Below are 17,786 nucleotides of genomic sequence, written 5' to 3'. Positions count from 1 at the left end.
GCCTCCCGGAATGTCGGGCTCCGGCCCGCCACCCGTTACGGCGAGGCCCCCGCCGCACGGAGCGACAGGGGCCTGGGCGACGGCCGCGGGCGGCCCGGACCGGGTGGACCGGTCGGTGACCCCGGTCAGTGAGTCCGGTCAGTGAGTCCGGTCAGTGAGTCCGGTCAGTGAGTCCGGTCAGTGACTGGTGGCCTTCTCGTACGCCGAGACGACTTCCTCGGTGGGCCCGTCCATCAGGAGCTCGCCCTTTTCCAGCCACAGCACCCGGCTACAGGTGTCGCGGATGGAGTTGTTGTTGTGGCTCACCAGGAAGACCGTTCCGGCCTTCTCCCGCAGCTCGCGGATGCGCGCCTCGGAACGGACCTGGAACTTGCGGTCACCCGTGGCGAGGGCCTCGTCGATCATGAGGACGTCGTGGTCCTTGGCGGCCGCGATCGAGAAGCGCAGGCGCGCGGCCATGCCCGAGGAGTAGGTGCGCATGGGAAGGGAGATGAAGTCCCCCTTCTCGTTGATCCCCGAGAAGTCGACGATGTCCTGGTAGCGCTCCCTGACCTGCTCGCGGGTCATGCCCATCGCGAGACCGCCGAGGACCACGTTGCGCTCGCCCGTGAGGTCGTTCATCAGGGCGGCGTTGACGCCCAGCAGCGAGGGCTGGCCGTCGGTGTAGACCTTGCCGGACTCGCAGGGCAGCAGGCCGGCGATGGCGCGCAGCAGGGTGGACTTGCCGGAACCGTTCGAGCCGATGAGGCCGATGGCCTCGCCCCGGTACGCCGTGAAGGAGACGCCCCGCACGGCGTGGACCCGGCGGACGCCCGGAGCGTCGCCCTTGCCGCGGCGGAGTATCTTGCTCAGCGCCGCGGTGGCGCTGCCCTTGCCGGAGCTGCCGGTGTTCACGCGGTACACGATGTGCACGTCGTCGGCGATGACGGTGGGCACCTCGGTCTTGATGATCTCAGCCACGGCCGTAACGCTCCTCAGCCTTCCAGAAGTACACGAAGCCGCCGGCGCCGATCAGGACGGCCCAGCCGACCGCGAAGAGCCAGACGTGCGGCGGCAGGTTCGACGCGCCGTAATCGTCGATCAGGGCGAAGCGCACCAGGTCCATGTAGATCGCCGCCGGATTCCACTGCAGGACGTCGGCGATCCAGGACGGCTTGTCCTTCAGCATCGCGCCGATCGAGAACATGACGCCCGAGGCGTACATCCACGTGCGTGTGAGGAAGGGCATCAGCTGCGCGAGGTCGGGGGTCTTGGAGCCCATCCGCGCGAAGATCAGGGCGAGGCCGGTGTTGAAGACGAACTGGAGAACCAGCGTCGGGATGACCAGCAGCCAGGCCGGCCGCGGGTAGTTCCCGAAGGCGACCGCCACGATGACCACGACGATCATCGAGTAGAGCAGCTGCTGGAGCTGCTGCATGGAGAAGGAGATCGGCAGCGAGGCGCGCGGGAAGTGCAGCGCGCGCACCAGGCCGAGGTTGGAGGGGATCGCCCGGACGCCCGCCATCAGCGAGTTCTGGGTGAAGGTGAAGACGAAGATGCCCATCACCAGGAAGGGGATGTACACCCCCTTCTCCATGCCCCGGCCCGCGTTCAGGATGAGGCCGAAGATCAGGTAGTAGACGAGCGCGTTCAGCAGCGGGGTGGCCACCTGCCAGATCTGGCCGAGCTTCGCCTGGCTGTACTGCGCCACCAGCTTGGCCCGCGAGAAGGCCATGATGAAGTGGCGCCGGCCCCAGAGCTGCCGCACGTATCCGCCCAGGCTGGGCCGAGCGCCACTGACCGACAGGCCGTACTTCCTGGCGAGCTCGGCGGGGCTCAGGCCCGCGTCGTCGGACGGCGGCTTGCTCGTGGCGAGGGCGCCGTCGTGGGTTGTGTCACTCACAAGTTGAAACTTTCCGTCTTCAAGATGCGGCAGGAGGGGCATCGGGGCTGGTGCGCCGGACCCGTGATGGGGCCCATGCTCCCAGACGCGAGCTTGTCAGATGACGGGCGGTCGGCCCAGCCGGGTCAGTCGCCAGACCGTACGCCACCGCATGGGGCGCCGGGGACCGCAGGGAGTGGTCCAGCCCTCCTTGAAGCCGCCGAACCACGCCTTCAGCGCCGGTGCGGAAGGCCTGCGGACGAGCGTCAGCGCGAGCCAGACGCCCAGGTAGACCGGGACCAGCGGTGCGGGCAGGTTGCGGCGGGCGAGCCACACCCGGTTACGAGCCACCATACGGTGGTAGACGGCGTGCCGGGACGGGGCGGTCGTCGGGTGCAGCAGCACCATGTCGGCGCGGTAGTCGATCAGCCACCCCGCGTCCAGCGCCCGCCAGGCCAGGTCGGTCTCCTCGTGGGCGTAGAAGAACTCCCCCGGCAGCGCGCCGACCTGCTCGAACACCGCCGTGCGGACGGCGTTGGCGCCGCCGAGGAAGGTGGTGACGCGGGAGGAGCGCATCGGGTCGGAGGCGCGCAGCCGCGGCACGTGGCGGCGCTGGGTCACACCGGTGTCCGGATCGGCGATGCGGAAGCTGATGATCCCGAGCCCGGGGTCCTCGGCGAAGGCCTGCCGGCACAGCTCGGCGGTGTCGGTGCGCTCCAGCAGCCCGTCGTCGTCGAGGAAGAGCAGGGCGTCCACCTCGCGGCCGCCGGGGCCGAAGGCCTCGATGCCGACGTTGCGGCCGCCCGGGATGCCCAGGTTCTCGGGCAGCGCGACGGTGCGGACGCCCTCGGGCAGCCCGGTGAGCTCGACGCCCTGGCCCACGACGACCACCTCGACGGGGTCCCCGTCCTGGCGGGCCACGGACTCCAGCAGCGCCTTGAGCTCGTCGGGGCGGTTGCCCATGGTGATGATCACGGCGCCCAGCCGCATCGGCGCGGTCACTTCAGCCTGCTGGAGGCCAGGATCGACACCAGGTGCAGCACGGTCTGGAGCAGGGCGATGCCCGCCAGTACGGCGACACCGAGCCGGGAGAAGAACAGGTCGCCGCGGACCTGGTCCAGGACGGCCAGCACCAGGATGAGCAGGGACGCCTCGATGCCGAGGACGAGCCGGTGGAACTTGAGCGCGGCGGCGGCCCGGCGGGCGAGCGCCATGCCGGAGGAGCGCGGCTCGGCGGCCGACTCCTGGACCGGGGGCTTGCCCGTCTGGTGGCGGGCGACGCCGACCAGGTCGGTCTCGGCCTTGATCAGGATCGCGCCGAGCGCCGCGAGGGTTCCCAGGAAGGCCCACAGCCAGTCGATCCGGCCGCCGCCCCACAGGTCGGCGGCGCGCAGGCCAAAGCCGACCAGGACGGCGGCGTCGCACAGGTAGGCGCCGACCCGGTCCAGGTACACCCCGGCGAGCGAGTACTGCTTCTTCCAGCGGGCCACCTCGCCGTCGACGCAGTCGAGCAGCAGGTACAGCTGGACCGCGACCACGCCGAGGACGGCGCCCCAGACGCCCGGCACCAGGAGGGCGGGCGCGGCGAGGACGCCGGCGAGGGTCATCACGTAGGTCAGCTGGTTCGGCGTGACCTTGGTGGTGACCAGGAGACGGGTGATGCGCAGCGAGATCTCGCGCATGTACAGGCGGCCGCCCCAGTGCTCGCCACTGCGCCGGTCCTTGACGCCCGGCGGGTGAACGACGGGCCGGAGTTCAGCTACGGATGGTCTGGGCATAGTCGGCGTAAGCGTCCCTGATCTCGGCTGCGGACAGGTTGAGGTGCTCCAGGACGGTGAAGCGTCCCGGGCGGGTCTGGGGGGCGTAGTCGACGGCCGCGACGAACTCGTCCACGCTGAAGCCGATCTCCTCGGGCAGCACGGGCAGGCCGTGGCGCCGCAGGACCTCGGTGAACAGCCCGGACTGCTCGGCGGCGCCGCGCAGGTGCATGGCGAAGGCGGCGCCGATGCCGACCTGCTCGCCGTGGAGCGCGGAGCGCCCCGGGTAGAGCAGGTCGAAGGCGTGGCTGATCTCGTGGCAGGCGCCGGACGAGGGCCGGCTGTCGCCGCTGATCGACATGGCGATGCCGGAGAGCACCAGGGCCTCGGAGAGCACGGTGAGGAACTCGTCGTCCCCGCATCCGCCGGGGTGGCGCAGGACGGACTCGCCCGCGGTGCGGGCCATGGCGGCGGCGAGGCCGTCGACGGCCTCGCCGGTGACCTCGTGCGAGAGCTCCCAGTCGGCGATGGCCGAGATGTTGGAGATCGCGTCGCCGATGCCCGCGCGGATGAACCGCACCGGGGCGTCCTTGATCACGTCGAGGTCGATCACCATGGCGATCGGCGTGGGCACGCCGTAGGAGCCGCGTCCGTTGTCGTTGTCCAGGATGGACACCGGGGAGCAGATCCCGTCGTGCGACAGGTTGGTGGCGACGGCCACCATGGGCAGGCCGACCCGCGCCGCGGCGTACTTCGCCACGTCGATGATCTTGCCGCCGCCCAGGCCCACGACGGCGTCGTAGCGGCGGCCCTTTATGTCGTCGGCCAGTTTGACCGCGGAATCGATGGTGCCGTCGACGACCGGGTACCAGTCGGCGTGCGGCAGGACGGGCTCCAGCTTGGCGCGCAGCGCCTGGCCGGATCCCCCGCTGATCGCGATGGCGAGCTTGCCGGACGCGGAGATGCGCTGGTCGGCCAGGAGGCCGGCCAGGTCGTCCATCGCCCCTCGGCTGATGTCGACGACGACGGGCGAGGGGATCAGCCGCGTCAGTACTGGCATGCGATCGTCCGGCCCTTGGCGAGGTCGTCGTGGTTGTCGATCTCGACCCACTTGACGTCGCCGATGGGGGCGACATCGATGGTGAAGCCGTCGTCGACGAGCTGCTGGTAGCCGTCCTCGTAGTAGAGGTCGGGGTCGCGCTCGAAGGTGGTCTTCAGGGCCTCGGCGAGCTGCTCGGCGGCCTCGGGCTCGATGAGGGTGACGCCGATGTACTCGCCCGTCGCCTCGGCGGGCTCCATCAGCTTGGTGATCGTCCGCACGCCCTTGCCCTCGGCGGTGACGACCTTCATCTCCTCCTCGGCCAGGCTCTTGACCGTGTCGAGCGCCAGGATGATCTTCCGGCCCTCGCCGCGGGCGGCGAGGAGGGTCTTCTCGACGGAGACGGGGTGGACGGTGTCGCCGTTGGCGAGGATCACGCCCTGCTTGAGGACGTCACGCGCGCACCACAGGGAGTAGGCGTTGTTCCACTCCTCGGCCTTGTCGTTGTCGATCAGCGTGATCTTGACGCCGTACTTGGCCTCCAGCGCCTCGCGGCGCTCGTACACGGCCTCCTTGCGGTAGCCGACGACGACGGCGACCTCGGTGAGGCCGACCTCGGCGAAGTTGCCCAGGGTCAGGTCGAGGACGGTGATGCTGTCCTCCTGCCCCTCGGGTCCGACCGGCACGAGGGCCTTGGGCAGGGTGTCGGTGTAGGGACGCAGGCGGCGTCCGGCACCGGCAGCGAGTACAAGGCCGATCATGCTGGTTCTCCTTCGTCATGTACGGCGGGTGCTCCGGCGGAGACCCAGAAGCGGATGCTCTCCACGAGCACCACCAGAGCCACGAACACGGCCAGGGCCGTGAGCGCGACGGGGAAGTCCGCTGCGCGCGACGCCAGCACGGCGGCCAGCACCGCGGTGAGCAGCACCCGGCCCTCGTGGCCGCCGATCGCCCGCACCAGCCAGTGCGGGGGCGCACCGGTGCCACCGCGGATGCGGTAGACCGTGTCGTAGTGATGGTAGGCGACCGCCGCGATCAGGCCGAATGCCGCCGGGAGGGCCCCGGGGACGTCCGCCTTGACGGCGAGGACCAGGACCGTGGTGTATTCGGCGGCCCGGAAGAGCGGCGGGAGCAGCCAGTCGAGCGGGCCCCCCAGCGGCCGGGCGACGGCGTCGCCGCTGAGCACGGCGTACAGCAGGGCGGCGTAGACGAGCGTCATGCCGCCGAAGGGCGCGTAGCAGGCGGCGCCGATCACCAGCGCCGCGCCGAGCACCGCGAAGGGCACGCTCAGGGTGCGCTTCGGGTGGGAGAGGAGCCTGGCGGCCAGTTCGGCGAGCGGCCCCGAGTCGGTGAGGTCGCGCAGGGCCTGGGCTGCGCGGTCGGTGCGGCGCGCCTTGCGGGTCAGGGAGCGCAGCACCCGGCCGGCGGTGGTGTAGAGGGCGCCGAAGGCGCAGCCGACGAGCAGGGCGTAGAAGACGGTCCGCGGGGTGGTGAGGGCGGTCAGGACCGCGATCATGGCCCAGCGTTCGCCGATCGGCAGGATGATCATGCGGCGGACCCAGACCGTCCAGCCCACGCTGTCGAGCCGGCCGGACAGCGCCGCCGTCGGGCTCGTGTTGGCCGTGGCGTCGTGGTTGGCCTCGTTGAAGGCGAAGTCGACGACGTGCCGGCAGGTCATGAGGATCATCGCGCCGAGCGCGAGGGCCCACACGTCGTCGCCGTTCCTGGCGGCGCCGAGCGCGAGGCCCGCGTAGAAGGAGTACTCCTTCGCGCGGTCGAAGGTGGCGTCGAGCCAGGCGCCCATCGTCGAGTACTTGAGCGCGTACCGGGCGAGCTGCCCGTCGGTGCAGTCCAGGACGAAGGAGACGAGCAGCAGCACCCCGGCGGCGACGTAGCCCCAGCGCTCGCCGGTGGCGGCGCAGCCCGCCGCGATCAGCGCGGTGAGCAGGGAGGCCGTGGTGACCTGGTTGGGGGTCAGGCCGCGGCGCGCGCACCAGCGGGCGATGTAGCGCGAGTACGGGCTGATGAAGAAGGTGGTGAAGAAGCCGTCGCGGGACTTGACGGCGGTGCGCAGGCGGACGGCCTCGTCGTCCACGGCGGCCACGGCGGCCTCGGCCTCGGCCCGCTCCGCCCCGGCGGCGGGCACGGCGGCGACCAGGCTGCCCAGCTCGGGCCGCTGGACGGTGGTCCCGGCGGCCTCGACGGCGGCGGCGAGGGCGTCGGCGTACGGTCCCGGGCCCCCGGGCGCGAGCGCGGCGGCCTTGTCCAGCGCCGCGCGGGCGCCGCGCTGGACGGCGAAGGCGCCGGTCACGGCGCAGGCGTCGAAGCGCGGGTCGGTCAGCGCGAGGCGCAGCGCGTGCGGGTGCCCGACGAAGGCACTGTCCACGACGGCCACCCGCTCGTCGGCGGGTACGCCGGCCAGCACGGCGGCGGTGTCTTCGGGGCCGGTGGCCGGGCGGACGTGGAACCCGAGCGAGCGGAGCTCGTCTTCGAGCGGTGATCCGGGAACCGGCGGGCCGGTGAGGATGACGGTCGACAGACGGACTCACTCCTTGCAGCGGACATCCAGCGAACATGCGCGACGGGTCGCCCGGTGGGGCGGCGGCACGTCGGCAGAGGCTATCGGATGAATGGAACGGGGTATTCATCAGCCGTTCGGGCCCCTCCGGGGCCGTTTGGCGCCGGATGTTAGGGTGGACGCCGATGTGTTCGGGTCCCGTGAACACGTCCGGAACGGGAAATGAGGTGGGGTTGATGACCGTCGCAGTGGCCGCTGCCGAGCGCGGCGCATTCCGGTACGTCCCCTCCCCCGCTTCCCGGGCTCCCCGCCAGGGCTGACCTCAGCGTTCGGCCCGTCGGCCGGAGCCCCCGTTCCAAGGGTTCACGTTGACCGACAAGAACACCGGCACGTCCCCGTCCGCCGCGGACGACTCCTTCCACACCGCTTTCATGGAGCTGCACCACGGCCTGCCCCGGCAGTCCCCCGGCTCCGACGCGACCACCCGCCGCCTGCTGTCCCTGTGCGGACCGCTGCCACAGCGGCCGCGCGTCCTCGACCTCGGCTGCGGTCCCGGCCGCAGTGCGCTGCTGCTCGCCGCCGAGGCGGGCGGGGCGGGCCTCGCCGAGGTGACCGCCGTCGACCTGCACGAGCCGTTCCTGGCCGAACTGCGCGCCGCCGCCGCTGCCCGGGGCCTGGCCGGCCGCGTGGAGGGCGTCCGGGCGGACATGGGGGCGCTGCCCTACGCGGACGGCTCCTTCGACCTCGTCTGGGCCGAGGGCTCCGCCTACTGCATCGGCTTCGACCGGGCGCTCGCCGAGTGGCGCCGGCTGCTCGCGCCGGGCGGCCGGCTCGTACTGAGCGAGTGCGAGTGGACCGCGGCCGAACCCTCGGCCGGGGCCCGGGCCTTCTGGGACCCGCGGTTCCCGCTGCGGTCCACCGCCCGCAACACCGCCGCCGCCCAGGCGGCCGGGTACCGGGTGCTGGGCACCCTCCTCCAGCCGGACTCCGACTGGGCGCGGTACTACGGTCCGCTCGGCGAGCGGGTCCGGGCCGCCCCGCCCGCCACCACCGAGGCGGGCCGGGCCGCGCTGGCCGAGACCCGCGAGGAGATCTCCGTACGGGAGCGGTACGGGCACGAGTACGGCTACCGGGGCTACGTCCTGGCCCCGGTGCGCGCCGGGGACGGGGACCGCCGGCCCGCCCGGCCGGAGACCCCGGCCGACGCGGCCGCGGTCCGGGCCGTCAACCTGGCGGCCTTCGACACCCCCATGGAGGCTGATCTCGTCGACGCGCTGCGCGCCGACGCCTCCTGGCTGCCGGGGCTCTCCTACGTGGCCGAGGGCCCGGACGGGTCGGTGGCGGCACACGCCCTGCTGACCCGCTGCGCGGTGGCCGGTGCCCCGGCGCTCGCGCTCGCGCCCGTCGCCGTCGATCCCGCGCTCCAGCGCTCGGGCGCGGGCAGCGCGGTCGTCCGGGCCGTGCTCGCGGCGGCCCGGGAGCGGGGGGAGTCGCTGGTGCTGGTGCTCGGAGATCCCGCGTACTACCCGCGCTTCGGGTTCGTCCCGGCGTCGCTCTTCGGGATCCGGGCGCCCTTCGAGGTGCCGGACGAGGCGATGATGGCGCTGGTGCTGGACGATTCGGTTCCGGTTCCGTCGGGCACGATCGGTTACCCGGCCCCCTTCGGCATCGGCTGACGCCGTCACAGGTCCGCCCCGCGCCGCCTATCACGCGGCGCGGGGCGGACATGCGTTGATCGGCGAAGTGGGGACAAGCCGCTTTTGTACGGCAGACTGAAGGCCGGAGTCCGAAGCGAAGGATGGGTATGCCGACCACACCAGCCACCGACGCGGGCAGCGCGTCCGCCGGCACCGGAACTCAGGAATCGATCATGCTCGAACTGGTCGACGAGTCCGGCAACACCATCGGCACGGCGGAGAAGCTCTCCGCACATCAGGCGCCCGGCCTGCTGCACCGGGCGTTCTCCGTGTTCCTCTTCGACGAGCGGGGCCGTCTGCTGCTCCAGCAGCGCGCCCTCGGGAAGTACCACTCCCCCGGCGTCTGGTCGAACACCTGCTGCGGCCACCCCTACCCCGGCGAGTCCCCGTTCGCGGCGGCGGCCCGGCGCACCCACGAGGAACTGGGCCTGTCGCCCTCCCTGCTCGCGGCGGCGGGGACGGTGCGCTACAACCACCCGGACCCCGCGTCCGGGCTGGTCGAGCAGGAGTACAACCACCTGTTCGTGGGACTTGCGCAGTCGGATCCGGCGCCGGATCCGGAGGAAGTCGGCGATACGGCCTTCGTCACGGCCGAGGAGCTGGCGAAGCGGCACGCCGAGCTGCCGTTCTCGGCCTGGTTCATGACGGTGCTGGACGCGGCGCGGCCCGCGATCCGCGAGCTGACCGGCGACGCGGCGGGCTGGTAGGAGCGGGCGGCCGGGCCCGGCCCGGCCGCGGCGGCGCCGCGGCCCCCGCCCCTCAGGGCGCGGGCGCCGGGGCGGTGAGCGGGAGGGCGGCCCAGATCACCTTGCCTCCGGTCGAGGTGTGCTCGACGTCGCAGACGCCGCCCGCCTCGCGGGTGATCTCGCGGACCAGGAGCAGGCCCCGGCCGCCGGTCTGGCCGAAGTCGGCCTCCAGCGCCTTGGGCCGGTACGGGTGGTTGTCCTCGACGGCCACCCGTACCCACTCGCGGCCCACCGCGACCTCGACGGCCACCTCCGGGGAGAGCAGGGCCGCGTGCCGGACCGAGTTCGTCACCAGTTCGGAGACGATCAGCAGCAGCGAGTACACCAGGTCCTGCGGGGCGGGCACCCCCTGGCGGCCGAGCAGGTCGCGGACCGCGCGGCGGGCCTGCGGAACGGATTCTTCTACCGCCGGCGCGGTGAAGCGCCACACTCCTTCGTACGCGAGGGGGTCCGCCGGAGCCGGCGCCTCACCCTCCCTGGCTGGCGGGACGCTCCCGCTGTCGGTCATCTTCCGGCCCCCGTCTTCGCGCTCGATCGTCTCCACGTGCCAAGAGTGGGGAAGCTGCTGGTCCGGACCGTGTCGCTGACCATAAGTCAGCGTCATTCGGACACTTTCTGACCATTGGCGTATGACAGAGTCAGTTGTTCGACTACTTCTGATCCGCTGCGGGCGTCTTCCCGGCCGTCTCCCGGACCCCGCCCACCACGCCCGGCCCGGCCGTCCCGTCGTCCTCGCCGACCAGGCCGAGGATGCGCCGGGCGCCGATGCCCAGCGCCACCAGGCTCAGCCCGTCGAACAGCAGGGCGAGCGAGAAGAAGGTGCCGATCACGTACAGGCTGCTGTCCGGCCAGCCGGCCAGGATCAGGATCCCGAGCAGCACCCCGAAGGCACCCTGTACCAGGGCCAGCCCGAAGTGGGTGCCGCGCACCACCAGCGCGCCGACGAGACGGAAAAGCCCTCCGGTGAGGAAGAGCAGCGCGGCGAACATGGTCAGCGCCTCGGCACTCGCCTCGGGACGCCGCAGGATCACGAACCCGGCGGCCAGGTTGATCGCGGCGACGATGACGGCGAGCCAGAAGTAGTTGCTCTTCCGCGACTGCACGGCCTGCGCCAGGCCCACCGCGCCACCGATCAGCAGCAGCCAGCCGAAGAGGAACATCGAGGTCAGGGTGGCCACCGCCGTGTAGACGAGGCCCACCAGGCCCGCCAGTACGAGGATCACCCCGAGCAGGGCCAGCACCCCGAAGCTGCGCCCCAGCTTCCTCTTCTCCCGCCCGGTTCCCGGGTCGGTGCGGCCGGTACGGTCGGCGCCCATGGGCGTACCACCTTTCAGCACCCCCCGGCACCCCCCGCGGACGGACTCCCCTTGATCATAGGATCGGCTGCCCGGGATAGCATCCGGCGCATGGACGCAGCCGCAGCCCTCCGCTCCACCGTCGCCGACGGCGTGGCCACCGTCGTCATCTCCCACCCCGCCAAGCGCAACGCCATGACCGCGCAGATGTGGCGCGCCCTGCCCCGGCTGCTGCCCGGCCTCGCCGCCGATCCGGCCGTACGGGTCCTGGTGCTGACCGGGGAGGGGGCGACCTTCTGCGCGGGCGCCGACATCTCCTCCCTCACCGGCGACGACGATCCGCAGGCGCTGGCGGTGGCCGCCGAGGAGGCGCTCGCCGCCTTCCCCAAGCCGACGGTGGCGGCCGTCAGGGGGTTCTGCGTGGGCGGCGGGAGCCAGCTGGCGGCCGCCTGCGACCTGCGGTTCGCGGAGGAGGGCGCCTCCTTCGGGGTGACCCCGGCGAAGCTGGGCATCGTCTACCCGGCCTCCTCCACCCGGCGGCTGGCCTCGGTGGTCGGCCCGGCCTGGGCCAAGTACCTGCTGTACTCGGCGGAGCTGATCGGTGCGGAGCAGGCGCTGCGCGCCGGGTTCCTGCACGAGCTGCTGCCGGCCGGGCAACTGGACAAGCGGGTGGCGGAGTTCACCCGGATCCTGACCGCCCGCTCGCAACTGACGCAGGCGGCGGCGAAGGAGTTCGCGGACGGCCGCACGGACCGGGACGCGTACTGGGCGGGGCAGGCGGCCGCGAGCGGCGACACCGCGGAGGGCGTCGCCGCGTTCCTGGAGCGGCGGGCGCCGCGGTTCAGCTGGCCGTCTGCGGATTAGCGGCGCGCAGCCGGGCGACGATCGCGGCCGGGGCCTTCTCCGGGGAACCGGCGTCGTAGGGCGGCTGCGGATCGTACTCGCACATCAGCTGCACGGTCTGGGCGTACTCGTCCCCGGCGATCTTCCCGAGCAGGCCGAGGCCCATGTCGATGCCGGAGGACACCCCGGCGGCGGTGACGTACTTGCCGTCGTAGACCACCCGCTCCCCGGTGGGGCGGGCGCCGAAGGCGGGCAGCCGGTCGAGGTAGAGCCAGTGGCTGGTGGCCCGGCGGCCGTCGAGCAGCCCGGCGGCGGCGAGCAGGAGCGAGCCGGTGCAGACGGAAGTGGTCCAGGTGGTGGTGGCGTCGACGGCCCGCAGCCAGTCGAGGACGGCCGGGTTCTTCATCCCCTCCTCGGGGTGCGGCCCGCCGGGGACGACGACCACGTCCGGCCGCGTGACCTCGTCGAGCCCCTTGTCCGCGACGAGCGCGAGGGCCCCGTTGTCGGTCCGTACGGGTCCGGGGCGCTCGGCGACGAAGACGGTCTCCGCGCCCTGGAGCCGGCCGAGCGTGTCGAAGGGCCCGATGGCGTCGAGGGCGGTGAAACGGTCGTAGAGCAGTACGGCGATCTGCATGGCTCCTCCGGAGCGCTCGCTGGAACGGATCCGGCGGGAGACCCCCACCGGAACGGGTACGCATGCCCCACCGGGGCGGCGCGGGGTCGCGGCCGGCGTCCCGGCGGGGAGGTCCGGCGGGGGCGTCACGGGCCGGTCTGCGGGCCGAAGCGGCGGCGGTATTCCGCCGGAGGCTGGCCGAGGTTGCGGACGAAGGCGCGGCGCAGGGCCTCGGGGGTGCCGTAGCCGCAGGACCGGGCGACCTGCGCCACCCCTTCCCCGCCCTCCTCCAGGAGCCTGCGCGCGTGTTCCACCCGTACCCGCTCCACGTACCGCCCCGGCGTCACGCCCGTCTCCGCGTGGAAGGCCCGCGCGAAGTGCCGCGGCGACAGCGCCGCCCGCGCGGCGAGGGCCTCCACGCTCAGGTCCCCGCCCGGGTGCTCGGTGATCCACTGCTGGACGTCCCGCAGCGGTTCGCGCCGCGCGGTCTGCGCCGCCAGCTGTGCGCTGAACTGCGCCTGGTTGCCCGGGCGGCGCAGGAACACCACCAGGTGGCGGGCGATCAGCAGGGCCACGTCCCGCCCGAGGTCCTCCTCCACCAGCGCCAACGCCAGGTCGATCCCGGCGGTGACCCCGGCCGAGGTGGCGACCGGGCCGTCCCGTACGTAGATGGGGTCCGGTTCCACCGCCACCCGCGGGTAGTCCCGCGCCATCCCCGCGCAGGCGTCCCAGTGTGTCGTCGCCCGCCGCCCGTCGAGCAGCCCGGCCTCGGCGAGCAGCAGTCCGCCGGTGCAGACCGAGACCAGGCGCTCCGCACGTCCCCCGTACGCGCGGAGCCAGTCGGTGAGCCGGGGCTCGAAGTCGGCACGGTAGCGGCCCCCGGGGACCAGCAGCGTGGTCCCCGGACCGGGCCGGGCGCCCTCCAGGTCCCCGTCCGGGACCAGGGTCAGTCCGCTGCCCGTCCGGACCGGGGCCCCGCCCGGGGACACCGTCCGGATCGCGTACCCGCCGTCGCCGCCGGGGCACCGCCGGGCCCCGTCGAAGACCTCGACCGGCCCGCTGACGTCCAGGCTCTGGACCCCGTCGTAGAGGACGACCAGCACGTTTCGCAGCGGCATGCCTCCATGGTGTGACGCGGACACGATGGCCGCAATGACGGCTCTCCCACCTATCCGGCCATGCGAGCGGACCGCACCGGGCGGGGCGGGACGCCCGTGGGGCGCGGATAGGATCGGGGCATCATGACTGCAACCCTCGTCGCCAAGAACCTCACCGCCGCGCACGGTGAGCGCACGCTCTTCGCCGATCTCGACCTCGTCGTCGCGCCCGGCGACGTCATCGGACTCGTCGGCGTCAACGGCGCCGGGAAGTCGACCCTGCTGCGGATGCTCGCCGGGCTCGACGCCCCGGAGACCGGTGAGCTGCGGCTCTCCCCGCCCGGCGCGGCCGTCGGGCACCTCCCGCAGGAGCCCGAGCGGCGCCCCGGCGAGTCGGTGCGCGAGTTCCTCGCCCGCCGTACCGGGGTCGCCGCCGCGCAGGCCGCGCTCGACGAGGCCACGCAGGGCCTGGTCGACGGCACCCCGGGCGCGGACGACGCGTACGCGGACACCCTCGACCGCTGGCTGAACCTGGGCGGCGCCGACCTCGACGAGCGGGCCCAGGAGGTCGCGGACGAGCTGGGGCTGTCCGTGGGCCTGGACCTGCCGATGACCGCCCTCTCCGGCGGCCAGGCCGCCCGGGCCGGGCTCGCCTCGCTGCTGCTGTCCCGGTACGACGTGTTCCTCCTGGACGAGCCCACCAACGACCTGGACCTGGCCGGTCTGGAGCGGCTGGAGCAGTTCGTGAAGGGGCTGCGCGCGGGCACGGTCGTCATCAGCCACGACCGCGAGTTCCTGACCCGCACGGTCACCAAGGTCCTCGAACTCGATCTGGTCCAGCAGCAGATCAACCTCTACGGCGGCGGCTACGAGTCCTACCTGGAGGAGCGCGAGCGGGCCCGCGGCCACGCCCGCGAGGAGTTCGACGAGTACGCGGGCAAGAAGGCGGCCCTGGAGGGCCGGGCCCAGATGCAGCGCAACTGGATGGACAAGGGCGTGCGCAACGCCCGCCGCAAGGCGAGCGACAACGACAAGATCGGCAAGAACCTCCGCGGGGAGTCCAGCGAGAAGCAGGCCGCCAAGGCCCGGCAGACGCAGCGCGCGATCGAGCGGCTGGACGTCGTCGAGGAGCCGCGCAAGGAGTGGGAGCTGCGCATGGAGATCGCGGCGGCCCCGCGCTCCGGCTCGGTCGTCGCCACCCTGCGCGAAGCGGCCGTGCGGCGCGGGGACTTCTCCTTCGGTCCGGCCAGCCTGCAGATCGACTGGGCGGACCGGGTCGCGATCACCGGGGCCAACGGCGCCGGCAAGTCCACCCTGCTCTCGGTCCTGCTGGGCCGGCTCGCCCCGGACTCCGGCGCCGCCACGCTCGGTTCGGGCGTACTGGTCGGCGAGGTGGACCAGGCGCGCGGGCTGTTCCTCGGTGACGAGCCGCTGCTGGAGGCCTTCTGCGCCGCCGTCCCGGACACCGAGCCGGCAGAAGTGCGCACGCTGCTGGCCAAGTTCGGCCTGAAGGCGGCGCACGTGCTGCGCCCGGCGGCGACCCTCTCCCCCGGCGAGCGCACCCGCGCGGCGCTGGCGCTGCTCCAGGGCCGCGGGGTGAACCTGCTCGTCCTGGACGAGCCGACGAACCACCTCGACCTGCCCGCGATCGAGCAGCTGGAGGCGGCGCTGGAGACCTACGAGGGCACGCTGCTCCTGGTCACGCACGACCGCCGCATGCTGGACGCCGTCCACGTGACCCGCCGCCTGGAAGTGGTGGACGGCAAGGTCACGGAGATCTAGGGCCCTACGGGCGGCGGCGGCGCGGCGTCCGGTTCGTCAGTCGGACCGGACCGCCGCCGGCGCCCTGCGCGTACGGGCCATCCTCTCGGCCACGAAACGGCGCGGGAGGTGCCGGACGGCGAGCGCGTACGCCTGGTAGTGGCGGCCGGTGACGCTGAGCGGGCGGCGCCGGGCAAGGTCGCGCAGCGCCTTGGCGACGACCGCGCCGGGCTCCAGCCAGACCGCGTCGCGCAGGGCGCTGACGTCCATCCCGGCGCGCTGCTGGAACTCGGTCCGGGTGAAGCCGGGGACCACGGCCAGCACCCGCACCCCGTAGGGCTCCATGTCCACCCGCAGGGATTCGCTGAAGGCCGTGAGCCAGGCCTTCGCCGCCCCGTAGGTGCCGGTGGGCAGCAGGCCGGCGACGGAGGCGACGTTGAGCACGGCGCCCCGGCGGCGCTCGCGCAGGCCGGGCAGCAGGGCGTGGGTGAGCCGGAGCGGGACCTTCACGAGCAGGTCCAGCATCCGTTCCTCGTCCGCGACCGGGTTGTACGGGAACGGCGCGGGCAGCCCGAAGCCGGCGTTGTTGACCAGCATGTCCACGGGCCGGGTCCGGTCGGCGAGCCTCGCCTCGACGGCGGCGCACTGCTCCGGCTCCAGCAGGTCGGCGGCCAGCACCTCGCAGGAGGCGCCGAACTCCCGGCCGAGGTCCGCGGCGACGGCCTCCAGCCGGGCCTTGTCCCGGGCGACGAGGACGAGGTCGCAGCCCTTGGCGGCGAAGCCGCGCGCGAAGGCGGCGCCGAGGCCGGCGCTGGCCCCGGTGATCAGAACGGTGGTGGGCACGTGCGTGTCACTTCCTGTGCGGTGCGGCGGGGGTGAAGGCGGTGGTGTCCGGGGAGGCGTAGGCCTGGGCGACGTCCACCAGGAAGCGGGTCTCCTCCTCCAGCCCGCGGCCCTCCTCGCCGGGCTGCATCGCGGAGGGCAGGTCCAGGGAGGTGGCCAGGCCCGGCTGTCCGGGCAGCCCGGCCAGCTTCGCCCGCCGCGCTTCCTTCAGGACGCAGGCCAGCGCCGCCGCCGTGCGCCGCCGGTCGGGTATCCGGCAGCCGGCGACGTGGCTGCGGGCCAGGTCGGGAACCTCCGGGGACACGTACTCCCCGAGGATCAGGATCGCGTCGCGGGTCTCGATGACCTTGCGGTAGACGAGCAGGTTGCGCGGTACGGGCGGCCACAGCAGCTCCAGCACCCGCCCGGTGCGGGGTTCGGAGAGGACCACGTGCGGAACGGCCTGGACGAGGTCCCGCCACAGGGGCCACAGACGCCAGGCGGTGGCGACGTCGGCGGTGGTGCGGCGCAGCGTGAACAGGGTGGGCACGAGGATCGCGGCGGCGCGCAGCAGCCCGTGCAGGTTCATCATCAGCGGCAGGGCGGGCATCGCCCAGCTGCTGCCGAACAGGGCTTTGAGCAGGTACGCGAACCAGAACAGGCCGGCCAGCGCGGTGCCCAGGCCGAACAGCCGCAGCCCGGCCGCCAGGCCCCGGCTCTCGGTGCGCCGGCCGTAGCGCCAGCAGACGTACACGCAGACGGTGTTGGCGAGGAGGTGGGCGCAGATCAGGACGAGCCAGTACGCGAGCGAGGGCACGGGCGGCCCGCTGGGCGGGATGGTGTGCGTGCCGTGGCCGGGGGCGGCGGCGTCCAGCGCGACGAGGGCGCAGAGCCACAGGACCGTGCCGGCCCGGGCGGCGAGCTGGAGCCGGCGGCCGCGGGTGGCGGCGGCGACGAAGTAGAGCACGGCGCCCGCCGACAGGACCCCGATGAGGTTGCGGACGAGCCCGACGGTGTGCGCGTAGCCGGGGGTGCGGCTCGTGGCGTACGCGACGACGTCGGGCAGGTTCAGGGTCATGGCCGCGGCGGCGGTGGCGACGGCCAGCCACAGGCCGCGCTGCTGCGGGGCGCGCAGGGCGCCGGGGGCCCGCAGCAGGACGGCGGCCCACAGGCAGATCACGCTGGGAACGGCGAGCCAGTCCCCGAGGGCGGTGAGCTCAGCCGGCATCGCGCGGGCCCCGCTCGTACCCCATGGCGGACTCCAGGCGGGCCAGGGCGCCGCGGGGCGGGGTGGCCGCGCGGGGGTGGCCGGGGCCCGAGGTCCGGATGCGGATCATGCTCGCGAGCATTTCCGCCTCCTGCTCCTGGCGGCTGGTGTAGTTGGTGCGGCCGAGGATCACGGGCGCGCGGCCGTGGTTCTCCTCGCCCTCGACGGAGTGGTGGCCGAAGAGGATGTGGCCGAGCTCGTGGAGCACGATGTGCTCCCGGTGCAGGGGGGTGGTCTGGGCCTCGTAGAAGACGTAGTCCACGGTTTCGGTGCCCACCCACAGCCCGCAGACGCCGGATTCGGCGGCCTCCCTGGGCAGCGGGTGCAGCCGGATCGGGCGGCCCCGCTGCTCGGCCAGCCGCGCGCACAGCGCGTCGAGGGAGAACGGGTGCGTCAGGTCCATGTGACCGAGAATCACCTCGCACCGTTTGCGCAGGCTGAGATTCCGGTGGGGCATGTGTTCCCTCTGG

General features: G+C 73.1%; 18 protein-coding genes. 4 read left to right on the top strand and 14 right to left on the bottom strand.

The genetic code is table 11. The annotated features are described in order from the left end of the window. Positions 1–177: 177 nt before the first annotated feature. The 7 genes from ACFYYT_RS29175 to ACFYYT_RS29145 form a co-directional block, all read right to left on the bottom strand. Complete coding sequence (locus ACFYYT_RS29175; RefSeq protein ID WP_351826849.1) at positions 178–960, bottom strand: ABC transporter ATP-binding protein; 783 nt, start codon at positions 958–960, stop codon at positions 178–180. Next, positions 953–1,882, bottom strand: coding sequence for an ABC transporter permease (locus tag ACFYYT_RS29170; RefSeq protein WP_351826850.1), 930 nt, complete (start codon positions 1,880–1,882; stop codon positions 953–955). Before ACFYYT_RS29170 ends, ACFYYT_RS29175 begins: the two co-directional genes overlap by 8 nt. A 96-nt stretch (positions 1,883–1,978) precedes the next feature. Continuing rightward, the gene (locus tag ACFYYT_RS29165; protein ID WP_385364578.1) at positions 1,979–2,851 is read right to left on the bottom strand and encodes a glycosyltransferase family 2 protein; all 873 of its coding nucleotides are present in this window, start codon (positions 2,849–2,851) and stop codon (positions 1,979–1,981) included. 8 nt (positions 2,852–2,859) lie between these two features. Continuing rightward, the gene (locus ACFYYT_RS29160) at positions 2,860–3,639 is read right to left on the bottom strand and encodes a CDP-alcohol phosphatidyltransferase family protein (protein ID WP_351826852.1); all 780 of its coding nucleotides are present in this window, start codon (positions 3,637–3,639) and stop codon (positions 2,860–2,862) included. Then, complete coding sequence (locus ACFYYT_RS29155; RefSeq protein ID WP_351826853.1) at positions 3,617–4,678, bottom strand: iron-containing alcohol dehydrogenase family protein; 1,062 nt, start codon at positions 4,676–4,678, stop codon at positions 3,617–3,619. The genes ACFYYT_RS29160 and ACFYYT_RS29155 overlap by 23 nt, the downstream gene beginning before the upstream one ends. Then, positions 4,666–5,418: a phosphocholine cytidylyltransferase family protein gene (locus ACFYYT_RS29150; protein WP_351826854.1), complete on the bottom strand. Its 753-nt coding sequence runs from the start codon at positions 5,416–5,418 to the stop codon at positions 4,666–4,668. The genes ACFYYT_RS29155 and ACFYYT_RS29150 overlap by 13 nt, the downstream gene beginning before the upstream one ends. Further along, a complete protein-coding gene (locus ACFYYT_RS29145) occupies positions 5,415–7,196 on the bottom strand; it encodes a DUF5941 domain-containing protein (protein ID WP_351826870.1) in 1,782 nt (593 codons plus the stop codon). Before ACFYYT_RS29145 ends, ACFYYT_RS29150 begins: the two co-directional genes overlap by 4 nt. 410 nt (positions 7,197–7,606) lie before the next feature. On the opposite strand from ACFYYT_RS29145, the gene ACFYYT_RS29140 reads away from it, so the two are divergent. Together ACFYYT_RS29140 and idi are read left to right on the top strand one after the other, a co-directional pair. Next, on the top strand, positions 7,607–8,851 hold the full coding sequence (locus tag ACFYYT_RS29140) for a GNAT family N-acetyltransferase (RefSeq protein ID WP_351826871.1): 1,245 nt from the start codon (positions 7,607–7,609) through the stop codon (positions 8,849–8,851). Between the two features lie 128 nt (positions 8,852–8,979). Next, the gene (gene idi, locus ACFYYT_RS29135; RefSeq protein ID WP_351826855.1) at positions 8,980–9,579 is read left to right on the top strand and encodes an isopentenyl-diphosphate Delta-isomerase; all 600 of its coding nucleotides are present in this window, start codon (positions 8,980–8,982) and stop codon (positions 9,577–9,579) included. 52 nt (positions 9,580–9,631) lie between these two features. Here idi and ACFYYT_RS29130 read toward each other — a convergent pair whose 3' ends face one another. Beyond that, positions 9,632–10,162: an ATP-binding protein gene (locus ACFYYT_RS29130; protein WP_351826856.1), complete on the bottom strand. Its 531-nt coding sequence runs from the start codon at positions 10,160–10,162 to the stop codon at positions 9,632–9,634. A 106-nt stretch (positions 10,163–10,268) separates the two neighbouring features. Beyond that, the gene (locus ACFYYT_RS29125; protein WP_351826857.1) at positions 10,269–10,934 is read right to left on the bottom strand and encodes a DUF308 domain-containing protein; all 666 of its coding nucleotides are present in this window, start codon (positions 10,932–10,934) and stop codon (positions 10,269–10,271) included. A gap of 90 nt (positions 10,935–11,024) precedes the next feature. On the opposite strand from ACFYYT_RS29125, the gene ACFYYT_RS29120 reads away from it, so the two are divergent. Next, a complete protein-coding gene (locus ACFYYT_RS29120; RefSeq protein WP_351826858.1) occupies positions 11,025–11,777 on the top strand; it encodes an enoyl-CoA hydratase/isomerase family protein in 753 nt (250 codons plus the stop codon). Here ACFYYT_RS29120 and ACFYYT_RS29115 read toward each other — a convergent pair. Together ACFYYT_RS29115 and ACFYYT_RS29110 are read right to left on the bottom strand one after the other, a co-directional pair. Further along, positions 11,755–12,390 (bottom strand): DJ-1/PfpI family protein, encoded by a 636-nt coding sequence (locus ACFYYT_RS29115; protein WP_351826859.1) that lies wholly within the window; start codon positions 12,388–12,390, stop codon positions 11,755–11,757. The two genes, ACFYYT_RS29120 and ACFYYT_RS29115, sit on opposite strands and share 23 nt — an antisense overlap. Before the next feature lie 125 nt (positions 12,391–12,515). Next, the gene (locus tag ACFYYT_RS29110; RefSeq protein ID WP_351826860.1) at positions 12,516–13,487 is read right to left on the bottom strand and encodes a helix-turn-helix domain-containing protein; all 972 of its coding nucleotides are present in this window, start codon (positions 13,485–13,487) and stop codon (positions 12,516–12,518) included. A 123-nt stretch (positions 13,488–13,610) separates the two neighbouring features. Here ACFYYT_RS29110 and ACFYYT_RS29105 point away from each other — a divergent pair, with 123 nt between their 5' ends. Beyond that, positions 13,611–15,248, top strand: coding sequence for an ABC-F family ATP-binding cassette domain-containing protein (locus ACFYYT_RS29105; RefSeq protein WP_351826861.1), 1,638 nt, complete (start codon positions 13,611–13,613; stop codon positions 15,246–15,248). 36 nt (positions 15,249–15,284) lie between these two features. Here the strand turns inward: ACFYYT_RS29105 and ACFYYT_RS29100 are convergent, their stop codons facing one another. Genes ACFYYT_RS29100 through ACFYYT_RS29090 form a run of 3 tightly spaced genes read right to left on the bottom strand, consistent with a single transcriptional unit; the run spans position 15,285 to position 17,719 of the window. Then, positions 15,285–16,070, bottom strand: a complete 786-nt coding sequence (locus tag ACFYYT_RS29100; RefSeq protein WP_351826862.1) for an SDR family NAD(P)-dependent oxidoreductase — start codon at positions 16,068–16,070, stop codon at positions 15,285–15,287. 7 nt (positions 16,071–16,077) lie between these two features. Continuing rightward, positions 16,078–17,277, bottom strand: coding sequence for an MAB_1171c family putative transporter (locus ACFYYT_RS29095; RefSeq protein ID WP_351826863.1), 1,200 nt, complete (start codon positions 17,275–17,277; stop codon positions 16,078–16,080). After that, positions 17,267–17,719, bottom strand: a complete 453-nt coding sequence (locus ACFYYT_RS29090; RefSeq protein ID WP_351826864.1) for a hypothetical protein — start codon at positions 17,717–17,719, stop codon at positions 17,267–17,269. Before ACFYYT_RS29090 ends, ACFYYT_RS29095 begins: the two co-directional genes overlap by 11 nt. Between the last annotated feature and the right edge of the window lie 67 nt (positions 17,720–17,786).

Origin of the sequence: Streptomyces sp. NPDC002032, from assembly GCF_042890765.1 — a bacterium.
Lineage (GTDB): Bacteria > Actinomycetota > Actinomycetes > Streptomycetales > Streptomycetaceae > Streptomyces.
Note: the sequence above shows the minus strand (reverse complement) of the source record. Positions and strands in the feature narration are given on the sequence as shown.

Bases quoted from the DNA above. Each gene is read 5' to 3' on its own strand.
- ACFYYT_RS29095 (WP_351826863.1), bottom strand. From the start codon at position 17,277: ATGCCGGCTGAGCTCACCGCCCTCGGGGACTGGCTCGCCGTTCCCAGC.
- ACFYYT_RS29160 (WP_351826852.1), bottom strand. From the start codon at position 3,639: ATGCCCAGACCATCCGTAGCTGAACTCCGGCCCGTCGTTCACCCGCCG.
- ACFYYT_RS29090 (WP_351826864.1), bottom strand. From the start codon at position 17,719: ATGGACCTGACGCACCCGTTCTCCCTCGACGCGCTGTGCGCGCGGCTG.
- idi (WP_351826855.1), top strand. From the start codon at position 8,980: ATGCCGACCACACCAGCCACCGACGCGGGCAGCGCGTCCGCCGGCACC.
- ACFYYT_RS29165 (WP_385364578.1), bottom strand. From the start codon at position 2,851: ATGCGGCTGGGCGCCGTGATCATCACCATGGGCAACCGCCCCGACGAG.
- ACFYYT_RS29110 (WP_351826860.1), bottom strand. From the start codon at position 13,487: ATGCCGCTGCGAAACGTGCTGGTCGTCCTCTACGACGGGGTCCAGAGC.
- ACFYYT_RS29120 (WP_351826858.1), top strand. From the start codon at position 11,025: ATGGACGCAGCCGCAGCCCTCCGCTCCACCGTCGCCGACGGCGTGGCC.
- ACFYYT_RS29155 (WP_351826853.1), bottom strand. From the start codon at position 4,678: ATGCCAGTACTGACGCGGCTGATCCCCTCGCCCGTCGTCGTCGACATC.
- ACFYYT_RS29115 (WP_351826859.1), bottom strand. From the start codon at position 12,390: ATGCAGATCGCCGTACTGCTCTACGACCGTTTCACCGCCCTCGACGCC.
- ACFYYT_RS29140 (WP_351826871.1), top strand. From the start codon at position 7,607: ATGGAGCTGCACCACGGCCTGCCCCGGCAGTCCCCCGGCTCCGACGCG.
- ACFYYT_RS29150 (WP_351826854.1), bottom strand. From the start codon at position 5,418: ATGATCGGCCTTGTACTCGCTGCCGGTGCCGGACGCCGCCTGCGTCCC.
- ACFYYT_RS29105 (WP_351826861.1), top strand. From the start codon at position 13,611: ATGACTGCAACCCTCGTCGCCAAGAACCTCACCGCCGCGCACGGTGAG.
- ACFYYT_RS29125 (WP_351826857.1), bottom strand. From the start codon at position 10,934: ATGGGCGCCGACCGTACCGGCCGCACCGACCCGGGAACCGGGCGGGAG.